We start from the raw sequence: 12,399 nt of genomic DNA on the forward strand, positions 1-12,399 counted from the left end.
AGTACATTATCTTTTTCTCAAATTACAAAAGAACTAGGAACTTTTACTAAAGTGACATCTTTTGATAAAATTGATGTAACACTTATAGAATCATCCTTTAATAAAATAATTATTAACGGACATGATTCAAAAACCGTAGAGATAATAAATAAAAAAGAAGAATTAAAAATAAGAATGCCTATTACTAAAATATTACAAGGTGATGAAATATCAGTAATAATTTATTATAAAAATTTAACTAGTGTAGAAGCTAATGAAGGATCTTCTATTTCTTCAAAAACAATAATTAAGGCAACAATTTTTGATGTTATTGCTAAAGAAGGAGCAAAAATTAATATTAATATTAATGTTGAAAAATTAAATATAAAAGCAACTTCTGGCGCAATTATTTCAATTCAAGGAAAGGCAAAAAACCAAGATGTTTTAATTAACTCAGGAGCAGTGTTAAACGCCTCAAATTTAACAACCAATCAAACAACTATTACAGTAAATTCTGGTGGAAACGCTCAAGTATACGCAACAGATTTAGTTGATGCAAAAGTTAGAGCAGGAGGAAATATTATTATATTTGGAAAACCAAACCAAATAAATCAAAAGATTATAGCAGGAGGAAATATTAAAGAATCAAAATAAACACACCTACTAATTGTGTTTTTTAATATTTTTTTCTGTTTCAAAAATAAATAATTTTTGTAAATTCGTAAAAAATAGTTTAAGTTTTTAAACTATATAACAAACACAGACACACCAAATTGCACTATCAAGATATATTTACAGCGATTCCTTGGGGTCTTTTACTAACTTTTTCAATAGGCCCTGGTTTTTTTATATTACTTGAAACCTCAATAACAAAAGGTTTTAAAGCGGCTTTTACTTTAGATTTAGGAATTGTTTTTTCAGACATTGTTTTTATATTAATAGCATATTTAAGCACCAATCAATTGTTGGAACAACTTAAAGATAATCCAACTTTGTTTTTTATTGGCGGTTTAATTATGATTGGATATGGCTTAATTTCTTTTATTTTTTTAAAAAAGAATTTCAAAGAAAAAGAAGAAATAGACAAAGACAACATTCAAAAAAATAATTATTTTTCATTATTCTTTAAAGGTTTTTTATTAAACTTTATTAATATTGGTGTTTTAGGTTTTTGGTTGATGTTAATTATTTCTTTTGGACCACAAATGGAAATGAAAACAGAGCGAATTTTTATCTTTTTTGCATCAATACTATTCTTTTATTTGTTATTTGATGTTGCTAAAATAATTTTAGCAAAACAATTAAAAAACAAACTAACACCTTTAAATATTTATAAAATTAAAAGAGTAATTAGTATTGTAATTTTAGTTTTTGGCTTCTTTTTTTTATTACAAGGTTTTTTTCCAAAAGAAAAAGAAATTATAAAAGAAAAAATAGAAAAACTAAAAGGCTAAATAGCTACAAAAAAGCTATTTTATGTAACTATTTAGTTCTTTTTAACATTTTTTAATATCACTCCTTTTGTATTATTATATTACTATTTAAAACAATTTTATAGAACATTAATTACATACATTTGTGTATCGGTTTTAATATCGAAACAAATGTATATGTATAAATTTTCACCAAAAAATCGCTTCTCTGTTCTTTTTTCATTTCTTACTATTTATTGTTTATTTGGTTTTTTAATACGGCTCACTTTTTTTGTAATGTCTTTTAAATCTATCGATAAATCTTTTATTAACATCATTAAAATTTTTTTATTAGGTTTTTTATACGATTTCGGTGTAAGTGTTTTTTTTATATTAATTTATGCTTTTTATTTATTACTATTTCCAAGCAACTACATAGGCTCAAAACTTGATAAAATATTTACACATCTCATATTGTTTTTTACTTTTTTTATAACTATATTTTCATTTTTAGCAGAGTTTACTTTTTGGGATGAGTTTAGAACCCGTTTTAATTTCATTGCCGTCGATTATCTAATTTACACTTATGAAGTTGTTGAAAACATCAACCAATCTTTTCCTTTACCGTTATTAATATCAGTTCTCTTTATTTTAACAGGTTTATTTTTTTTTTACTTTTACAAAACAAAACAAATTCAATTAATTTTATCTAATAAACTTACATTTAAAAAGCGATTAGCTTATGTTTTTCCTTTAATTTTTATAGGTTTATTTTTATAAAATTCATCAACAACAAACAGGCCGAATCAACAAAAAACATATATGTAAACGAGCTTTCAAAAAAAGGTGTTTTTTCTTTCTTTGCGGCCTTTCGATCTAACGAATTAGACTTTAACACCTTTTATCAATCCTTATCACATAAGGAGGCGTTTTCATTAGTAAAGAATGAAATTCTTCAAAAAAATCAAACATTTACAACGAACACTACAGAAAGTTTATTTCGTAAAGTTGTTAACGATAGTATCGAAAACAAACCAAATATAATCTTAATTTGTATCGAAAGTTTTAGCGCAGATTTTATGCAGGCTTTTGGCAACACAAACAACCTAACACCTTACTTGGATAAAATATCAAACCAAAGTGTTTTTTTTACTAATCTCTATGCCACCGGAACACGAACTATTAGGGGTATGGAGGCTCTTACATTATCTGTCCCTCCAACTCCAGGAAACAGCATTGTACGTCGTCCTAACAATTCAAATTTATATTCTATAGCATCTGTATTTAAGCAAAAAAATTACGCTCTAAATTTTATTTATGGTGGTGACGGTTATTTCGACAATATGAACACCTTTTTTGGAGGTCAAGGTTTTACCATTATAGATCGCAATAGAGGAAATCCATTATCAGATGATATTAAAACTAAACGCATTAACATTGAAGATAACGAAGTAACTTTTGAAAATGCTTGGGGTATTTGCGATGAAAATTTATTTAAAAAAACTATTGCTGTTGCTGATATTAATAATAAAAATCACAAACCTTTTTTTGATTTTATCATGACCACCTCAAACCATAAACCGTATTCTTTTCCAATAAACACAATACCCTTTTCTCAAGGTAAAAGAGAGTCTGTAGTTAGATATACCGATTATGCCATTCAAAAATTTATAGAAGAAGCAAAAACAAAACCATGGTTTAAAAACACGTTTTTTGTTATTATCGCAGATCACTGTGCAAGTAGTGCTGGTAAATGGGAATTAAACATCGACAAACATCATATACCAGCATTAATTTATAATTCTAATATTATGCCCTCGAAAGTATCCAAACTAGCATCTCAAATCGATATTATGCCAACCCTTTTTGGATATTTAAACTGGTCTTATACCACTTCTTTATATGGTAAGGACATTTGTTTACTTAGCCCTAATGAAGAAAGAGCATTAATTGGTAATTATAGAACATTGGGTATGTTACGTAATAATTCTTTCACCGAAATTAACGATAGAAAACAATGCAATCAATATTTATGGAACCCAACAACTAATCAAAGGATTGTTGAAAAAAAGATAAATGTTAAAAACAAAAATTTAACTATTGCCTATTATCAAACCGCTAGCGAAAGATTCAAAAATGGCACTATGAAAGAATAACTTTTTATAAATAAAAGGCATAAAAAAAACCCTCAAGGTTACTTGAGGGTTTTAGAGGCATCGCCCGGATTCGAACCGGGGTAAACGGTTTTGCAGACCGGTGCCTAGCCGCTCGGCCACAACGCCATTTGAGAAGTGCAAATATAACAAAAACTTTATATTGTTGAAGTCTAATTAATAAAACTTTATTTTATTAATTGTAACCCTTGTCTTGTTTCTACAATTTCAATAGTAACTGATTCAACATCACCACCAATAGGTGGATTTATCTTTGATACTGCAACTTTTATTTCTTGAATTGATTTTATTTCATCAAAAGTTCGTAACACTATTCTCTTCGCAACATGTTCAAGTAGTTTAGAGCGTTTAGCCATTTCTTCAACAACTATTTTGTTTAGATATACATAATCTACGGTATCATTGAGATCATCGCTTAAAGAAGACTTCTTTAAGTTGGTTTTTATTTCTAAATCAACACTATAGTCAGAGCCTATCTTTGATTCTTCTACCAAACAGCCGTGAAATGAAAACGTGCGAATGTTTTTTAATATTATTTTACCCATTTTACTTATGTTATTTCTTTTTTGTTAATTGTTATAAAATCTTTTTAACTATAAACTATTAACCACAAACTTTTTTATCTTTGTCAAAAGTATTCAAAACTATGTCAAAAGAAGATAAATCTCTAAATTTTATTGAGCAAATAATTAACGAAGATCTAAAAAAAGGTTTGTCAAATGATAAACTTCGTTTTCGTTTTCCGCCAGAGCCAAATGGTTATTTACACATTGGTCACGCTAGTTCTATTTGTTTAAATTTTGGTTTGGGCTTAGATTATAAAGCACCGGTTAACCTTCGTTTTGACGACACCAATCCTGCAAAAGAAGAGCAAGAATTTGTAGACGCAATCAAACATGATGTAGAATGGCTTGGTTTTCAATGGGATAAAGAATGTTATGCCTCAGATTATTTCCAACAATTATATGATTGGACAATTGAGTTAATTCAAAAAGGGAAAGCATACGTTGACAGCCAATCTTCTCAAGAAATGGCCATACAAAAAGGAACCCCAACACAATTTGGTACAGAATCTCCTTATAGAAACAGAACAGTAGAAGAAAATTTAGATTTATTTGAACGCATGAAAGCTGGTAAATTTCCTGAAGGAAGTCACGTGCTTCGTGCTAAAATAAGCATGAACGCAACAAACATGTTAATGCGTGATCCTTTAATTTATAGAATTTTGCATAAAACACATCACAGAACAGGAAATACATGGTGTATTTACCCCATGTATGATTGGGCACATGGTGAAAGTGACTACATTGAACAGGTTTCGCACTCCTTTTGTACTTTAGAGTTTTTACCTCACAGAGAATTATATGATTGGTTTTTAAATCAAATTTATGATGATACTTTAGTTAGACCAAAACAACGCGAATTTGCTCGTAGAAATTTATCTCATACCGTTGTAAGCAAGCGCAAACTTGCTCAATTGGTTAGTGACGGATTTGTTAATGGTTGGGACGATCCAAGAATGTCAACTATATCTGGAATGCGAAGACGTGGATACACAGCAAAGGCTATCACAAACTTTGCTAATGCTATTGGAATTGCAAAAAGAGATAACCTTATTGACGTTTCTTTATTGGAGTTTTATGTTCGTGAAGATTTAAATAAAATAGCTCCCAGAGTAATGGCTGTTTTAAACCCTGTTAAATTAGTTATTACTAATTATTCAGATCATGAAGATGAATGGTTAGAAGCTGAAAACAACCCAGAAGAGGAAATTTTAACCTTTAGACAATTACCTTTTTCAAAAGAATTATATATTGAAAGAGACGATTTTCAGGAAGAAGCACATAAGAAATTTTTTAGACTGACCCTTGGAACAGAGGTCCGCCTAAAAAACGCTTATATTATTAAAGGTGAAACGGTACTTAAAGACGCTGAGGGAAATATTACCGAAATACACTGTACATATGATATAGATTCAAAATCAGGAAGTGGTTCAGAGGCAAGTCAAAGAAAAGTAAAAGGAACCATTCATTGGGTTTCTACAAAACATGCTGTTGAAGCCGAAGTTAGAATTTATGACCGATTATTTACTAACGAAAACCCAGACGGAAACAAAGAAGTTGATTTTAAGGAATTTATCAATCCAAATTCTTTAGAAATTATCACTGGTTTTGTGGAGCCTTCTTTAGTAAATGCCGCAACATTAGAACATTACCAATTTCAGCGTTTAGGTTATTTTTGTGTTGATAAAGATTCACATACTAACAAACTAGTTTTTAATAAAACAGTAGGCTTAAGAGACACTTGGGCAAAGATTAGTAACCAGTAATTAGTAATTTATTAAATATGTTACTTTAAAATATTTATTTCTTATATGTTTTTTACAAGAAAAGGATTGTTTTCTCTAATAAAAGAATTAATATATACGATTTGTTTTTTAATATATTCTTTATCTTTTTTATAAACTTTAATGCTTAAAAGATTTTTGTTTTTAAGTTTTATAACTAAATAATATTTTCTAGCATAGAACAACAAACCTTTTTTATAAGCTAAATGGACCTTAACTACATCATTTACATAATAATTAGTGGTTTTATTTTTTTCAACAATTTCTATTAGCTTATTTCCTATAAATTTTATTTCCATAATTATATCTACTTCATCATATGTTTAAAACAATGAACAAATATATACACAAAAATAATAAAAAACAAACAAACTGTTCAACAACGTACAAAAAAAGCCACTTATTTGTTTAAGTGGCTTTTTTTTTATTTGGTTTATTCTTCATTTTCAGAATCTTCTGCTTTTTTTCTTTTTGTAGAATTGGCTCTTTTCATAGATTCACCCACTTGGTTACTTGCCGTAAAACTGGCTACCATGTTATTTAACATTTCACTTCCTGCTTGTGGAGAATTTGGTAATAAGATTAAATTACTATTAGAGTCTGCACCAATTGCTTGTAAAGTGTCATAATGTTGTGTTACAACAATTAATGCAGAAGCTTCTTGAGAATTAATTCCAACTCTATTCAATACATCAACACTTTCTACCAATCCACGTGCAATTTCTCTACGTTGGTCAGCAATACCTTGACCTTGCAGTCTTTTACTTTCTGCTTCCGCTTTTGCTTTTGCTACAATTCTAATTCTTCCTGCTTCTGCTTCATATTCTGCAGCTGTTTTTTCTCGGTCAGCAGCATTAATTCTATTCATTGCATTTTTAACCTGAATGTCGGGGTCTATATCTGTAATCAATGTGTTGATAATATCATATCCATAACCAGACATGGCACCGTTTAATTCTCTTTTTACCGCAACCGCAACATCATCTTTACGTTCAAAAACGTCATCTAATTTTAATTTTGGTACTTCGGCCCTAACCACATCAAATACATAAGAGGTAATTTGATCATGAGGATATTCTAATTTATAAAAAGCTTCGTAAACACTTTCTTGTAAAACTTTAAATTGTACTGAAACTTTAAGCTTAACGAATACGTTATCTTTTGTTTTTGTTTCAATCATTACATCTAATTGTTGAATACGTAGATTTACTCTTCCAGCAACTCTATCCATTATTGGAATTTTTAATTGTAAACCAGAAGTACGTGTACTTGCAAATTTACCAAAACGTTCAATAACAGCAGCTGTTTGCTGTTTTACTGTAAAAAAAGAAGAGAATAGGATTACTAATCCTAAAAACAAGAGAATTAAGAGAAATGGCATATTTGTTTTTTTTAATGGGTTATGTTAATTATACGCTTAAAATTGTAAAAAGTTACAAAAAAACTACTATGACATTAGCTTTAACTTTTATAACACGTCTATTGCTTTCTCAATACGCTTTATGCTTTCTTCTTTTCCAATCATTTCAATAATATCAAATAAATGTGGTCCTTTTAAGGCACCAACCAAACTTAATCGCAAAGGTTGCATTACTTTACCCATTCCAATTTCGCTGGTTGTCATCCATTTTTTCAATAAAGTTTCAATGTTTTGAGAAGTAAAATCTTGAATGTTATTCAATTCAACAATTACTTTTTGCATTAATTCTGGAGTTGCTGAATTCCAGTTTTTTGACGCTTTTTCATCATAAGATGTTGGTTCTTGAAAGAAATAATCGGATAAATCCCAAAGTTCATTTACAAAATTAGCTCGTTCTTTTACTAAACTCACAATTTTTGTCATTTCAACAAAGGAGAAATCGCATTTTCCTAATTTTGAAACCACATTTTTTTCAAACATTTCTGCCAAACTTTCATCACTTTGTTTTTGAAGATATTGATGATTGAACCATTTGTTTTTCTCGGGATCAAACTTTGCTCCTGATTTGTGAATTCTATTCAAATCAAAAGTCTCGACCAACTCTTCCAATGAAAACAATTCTTTATCTGTTCCATCATTCCATCCTAATAAGGCTAAAAAATTCAGTACTGCTTCTGGAAAAAAACCTTGCTCTCTATAACCCATTGATGTTCCTTCAGCAGTTTTCCAAGCTAATGGAAATACAGGAAATCCTAACTTATCGCCATCACGTTTGCTTAATTTTCCGTTTCCAACAGGTTTTAAAATTAAGGGTAAATGAGCAAATTCAGGTGCCTCCCAACCAAATGCTCTGTATAACAAACTATGCAAAGGCATACTTGGCAACCATTCTTCACCACGAATTACATGCGAAGTTTCCATTAAATGGTCATCAACAATATTGGCTAAATGATACGTTGGCATTCCATCACTTTTAAATAAAACTTTATCATCTAATAAATTGCTGTCAAACTTAATATCACCTCTAATAATATCTTTTAATTCCAATATTTCATTCACTGGAGTTTTAAAACGAATTACAAAAGCATCACCATTGGCAATTCTTTGAGCCGTTTTTTCTTCTGAAATTACTAAAGAAGTATCTAATTTTTCACGATTGTGCCAATTGTATATAAATGTTTTTCCTTTAGCTTCGTGTTCTTTTCTGTGTGCATCTAATGTTTCAGCTGTATCAAAAGCATAATAAGCCCAACCGTTTTTAATCAATTGATCAGCATATGCTGCATAAATTTCTTTTCGTTCACTTTGGCGATAAGGTCCAAATTTTTCGTTTTTACCAATGGTTTCATCTGGAGATATTCCCAACCACTCTAACGCTTCTATTATGTATTGTTCAGCTCCTTCTACAAATCTTGTTTGATCTGTATCTTCTACTCTTAAATAGAAGGTTCCGTTATTTTTTTTTGCAAATAAATAATTAAACAATGCGGTTCTCACACCTCCAATATGTAATCCTCCAGTGGGACTTGGAGCAAATCTTACTCTAACGGGTCTTGACATTTTTTTGTTCTGTTTATTTTAATATTCCACGATGTTCTTTATGCTGCGCTTATCTTATTTTTGTATCGAGTTGCAAAGATACAATTTGAAGTTAAATTTTTACTAATCTCTATTTTCTTTTGACAAATTACTTTTTAAATTGTAGTTTTATAAGTTATAAATATTTTTATATACAGTGGAAGTAAAAAATAAAATTTTTAACAAAATAGAATCCTTTATAAAAAGGTTTTACATTAACGAGCTTATAAAAGGGTTAATTCTTTTTGTTGGCTTAGGCTTGTTGTATTTGTTGTTTACAACATTAATAGAATACTTTTTATGGCTTTCGAGCACCGGCAGATCTTTTTTATTTTTTTTGTTTGTTTTTGTTGAATTTTATTTATTGTTTAGATTTATTTTTTTCCCAATATTTAAATTATACAAACTTCAGAAAGGAATTAATTACGAGCAAGCGTCAGAAATCATAGGGAATCATTTTATAGAAATCAGTGATAAGTTAAAAAACTTTTTACAATTATCAAAACTCTCTCAATCTGATGTAGAACAAAATGAATTGCTTTCGGCTTCGATTATTCAAAAAGCTGAAACTCTAAGTCCATTTACTTTTTCAAACGCCATAAACTTTAATACCAATAAGAAATACGTGCCTTATTTAATAGCTCCTTTTTTATTATTATTCTTATTCATTGCTTCTGGAAATATTAATATAATTTCACAAGGCTTTGACAGAGTTGTTCATTTTAACACAAAATTTATTCCTCCAGCACCCTTTCAATTTGTTGTTTTAAACGAAAACTTAATTGCACAACAAAACAAAGATTTTGTATTAAAAATTAAAACTGTTGGAAAAATCATCCCAGAAAACATTTCGGTTGTTATTGGAGACGAAGAGTATTTTTTTGAAAACATAAACAGTGGTGAATTCGAATATACTTTTACAAATGTGTTTTCAGATATTGACTTTAATTTAAGATCGAATTCATTACAATCAAAAGAGTATAAGTTAAAAACTTATAAAGCTCCTACAATAAATGATTTTGAAATGATTTTATCCTATCCAAATTATTTAAACAAAAAAACAGATACAATTAACACCACAGGAAATGCTTTAGTTCCCGAAGGAACATCTATTCAATGGAACATATCTACCAAAGCCACTACATATCTATCTTTTATTTCGAACAAAACCAAATCGGTATACAATTCTCCAAATAACAGGTTTAATTTTTCAAAAACTATTAAACAAAACCTCGTGTACACAATTGCAACTTCAAACAAAAGCACGCCTAATTTTGAAACTTTAGACTATCAAATCAACATAATAAAAGACCAATATCCATCTATATCTACTCAGAAGGCCCCCGATAGTTTAAGTTTAAAATCTTTTTTTTTAATAGGTCAATTATCAGATGATTATGGTTTAAGCAAATTACAAGTAGTTTTTTATCCTAAAGATAAACCATTGTTAGTCAGTGTTTTAAACTTACCTATAAACAATCAAACCGTTGACCAATTTACATACTCTTTCCCAGACGGGCTAACTTTAAAAGAAGGGATTGTCTATAATTATTATTTTGAAGTTTTTGATAATGATGTAATCCATAATTATAAATCATCTAAATCATCTGTTTTTTCGCACAATGAATTGACTAATTTACAAAAACAAGAATCTAAACTAAAGGATCAAAATGACAATATTAACAGTCTCGAAAAATCTTTAAACAATCAGGATAAACAATTACAAGAGTTAGATAAAATTCAAAAATTAAAAAAAGAGAAGTCAAATCTTGATTTTAAAGACCAAAAAAAGATAGAAGACTTTATTCAAAAGCAACAACAGCAAGATAATATGATGAAAGATTTTACAAAAAAACTTTCGGAAAACCTTGAAAACTTTAATCCAAAAGAACAAGATAAATTAAAAGAAGAACTCCTAAGGCGTTTAGATGATTCTCAAAAGCAATCTAAAAAGAACGAAAAACTTTTAAACGAACTAGAAGATTTGCAAAACAAAATCAAAAATGAAGAATTGTTTAATAAAGCTGACGAATTAAGCAAGGCGTCTAAAAACCAGTCTAAAAATTTAGAACAACTTATCGAGTTAACCAAACGTTTTTATATAGAGAAAAAAGCAGCACAAATAGCGGATAAATTAAACAGTCTTGCAGACAAACAAGATGAGCTAGCAAAAGAAAACACGGATAACCTTGAAAAACAACAAAAGATTGCAGATGAATTTGACACTATTAAAGATGAATTAAACCAATTGGACAAAGACAACAAAGATTTAAAAAAACCTTTGGACATTCCAAATGATTTACAAGAACAAGAACAAATAGACAACGAGCTTAAAGCAGCTGAAGAACACCTTAAAAAAGAAGACAATTCAAAAGCATCTAAAGCTCAAAAATCTGCTTCAAAAAAAATGAAAGAAATGAGCAGTAAAATGAAAGATTCTATTATTGGCGGAGAATCTGAACAAATGGAAGAAGACGTAAAAGTCTTGCGTCAAATTTTAGACAACCTTTTAGCTTTCTCAAACGAAGAAGAAACATTAATTAACACAACAAAAACAGCTCGGTCTTTCGGCATAACGATTAATAAAATCCTAAAAAAGCAACAAGATTTAAAAGAGCAATTTCAACATGTCGATGACAGTATTTTTGCTATTTCTATGCGAAACCCAATGATTTCAGAAATTGTTTTAAACGAAATAGGAAACATACACTACAATTTAGAACAAACACTTGAGTCTCTTTCAGACAACAACACCTCAAGAGGTTCGGCCGCACAACAATACGTTTTGTCAAGTGCAAATAAACTAGCAGATTTATTAAGCAATATTCAAAGTAACATGAATATGCAGATGAAGGGTCAAGGCAAACCAGGCAAAGGATCAGATCAACAACTATCTGATATTATAAAAAAACAAGACGGACTTTCAGAAAAAGTAAAGGAAGGCATGAAGCCTGGAGAGAAACCAGGACAAGGCAAGAACGGCACTAAGGGCAAAGAATTTAACGATCAAGGCGAAGGTTCAGAAGGGAATGCAGGAAAGGTTTTGAATATTTTAAAACAACAACAACAATTACGTGACGCACTTCAAAAGGCGCTTGATCAACAAGGCGTTAATGGAAACAACATTATAAACCAAATGAAAGACATAGAAAAGCAACTTATAAACAAAGGTTTTAACAATGCAGCACTTCAAAAAATGCTCAATGTTAAACACGAATTGTTAAAATTGGAAAACGCAATTCAGCAACAAGGTCAAGACGATAAAAGAAAATCTAATAACACCAACGAAGTCTTTTTTAACAATTCCAATCGTTTGCCAAAAGAACTTCAAGAATATATTAAAAGCATAGAGATTTTAAACAGACAAAGTTTACCTTTGCAAAAAAATTACGATCAAAAAGTCAAAGATTATTTTAATAAGTAATGATTACATTTAACTATGAAAATGATTTCGTTATTGAAAACGAGATTGTTTATCAAGACTGGATT

Annotated in this window: 9 protein-coding genes and 1 tRNA gene; 5 read left to right on the forward strand and 5 right to left on the reverse strand. The window is 29.3% G+C overall.

Annotation, left to right across the window (positions count from 1 at the left end; translation table 11 throughout):
- The 3 genes from AABM47_RS00785 to AABM47_RS00795 all read left to right on the forward strand — a co-directional run.
- Positions 1-633 (forward strand): head GIN domain-containing protein (locus tag AABM47_RS00785; RefSeq protein WP_338409017.1); only part of this gene is annotated, 633 nt, incomplete at its 5' end.
- Between the two features lie 119 nt (positions 634-752).
- Positions 753-1,433 carry a LysE family transporter gene (locus AABM47_RS00790; RefSeq protein WP_338409018.1) on the forward strand — a complete coding sequence of 227 codons (681 nt, stop codon included), beginning with the start codon at positions 753-755 and terminating at the stop codon, positions 1,431-1,433.
- A 1,037-nt stretch (positions 1,434-2,470) separates the two neighbouring features.
- On the forward strand, positions 2,471-3,547 hold the full coding sequence (locus tag AABM47_RS00795; protein WP_338409019.1) for an LTA synthase family protein: 1,077 nt from the start codon (positions 2,471-2,473) through the stop codon (positions 3,545-3,547).
- A gap of 55 nt (positions 3,548-3,602) precedes the next feature.
- Here the strand turns inward: AABM47_RS00795 and AABM47_RS00800 are convergent.
- Together AABM47_RS00800 and folB are read right to left on the reverse strand one after the other, a co-directional pair.
- Positions 3,603-3,673, reverse strand: a tRNA-Cys gene (locus AABM47_RS00800).
- Between the two features lie 59 nt (positions 3,674-3,732).
- Complete coding sequence (gene folB, locus AABM47_RS00805; protein ID WP_338409020.1) at positions 3,733-4,110, reverse strand: dihydroneopterin aldolase; 378 nt, start codon at positions 4,108-4,110, stop codon at positions 3,733-3,735.
- 101 nt (positions 4,111-4,211) lie between these two features.
- On the opposite strand from folB, the gene AABM47_RS00810 reads away from it, so the two are divergent.
- Positions 4,212-5,894, forward strand: a complete 1,683-nt coding sequence (locus tag AABM47_RS00810) for a glutamine--tRNA ligase/YqeY domain fusion protein (RefSeq protein WP_338409021.1) — start codon at positions 4,212-4,214, stop codon at positions 5,892-5,894.
- Between the two features lie 41 nt (positions 5,895-5,935).
- Here the strand turns inward: AABM47_RS00810 and AABM47_RS00815 are convergent, their stop codons facing one another.
- From AABM47_RS00815 to gltX, 3 genes are all read right to left on the reverse strand, one after another.
- On the reverse strand, positions 5,936-6,211 hold the full coding sequence (locus AABM47_RS00815) for a hypothetical protein (RefSeq protein WP_338409022.1): 276 nt from the start codon (positions 6,209-6,211) through the stop codon (positions 5,936-5,938).
- Between the two features lie 134 nt (positions 6,212-6,345).
- Entirely contained in the window at positions 6,346-7,293 is a 948-nt protein-coding gene (locus AABM47_RS00820; RefSeq protein WP_338409023.1) for an SPFH domain-containing protein, read from the reverse strand.
- A gap of 87 nt (positions 7,294-7,380) precedes the next feature.
- The gene (gltX, locus tag AABM47_RS00825; RefSeq protein ID WP_338409024.1) at positions 7,381-8,892 is read right to left on the reverse strand and encodes a glutamate--tRNA ligase; all 1,512 of its coding nucleotides are present in this window, start codon (positions 8,890-8,892) and stop codon (positions 7,381-7,383) included.
- A gap of 382 nt (positions 8,893-9,274) precedes the next feature.
- Between gltX and AABM47_RS00830 the strand changes: the two genes are divergently transcribed.
- Positions 9,275-12,334, forward strand: coding sequence for a DUF4175 family protein (locus AABM47_RS00830; RefSeq protein WP_338409025.1), 3,060 nt, complete (start codon positions 9,275-9,277; stop codon positions 12,332-12,334).
- Positions 12,335-12,399 lie beyond the last annotated feature (65 nt).

Origin of the sequence: uncultured Flavobacterium sp. (assembly GCF_963925415.1) — a bacterium.
In the GTDB taxonomy this organism is placed as follows: Bacteria; Bacteroidota; Bacteroidia; order Flavobacteriales; family Flavobacteriaceae; genus Flavobacterium.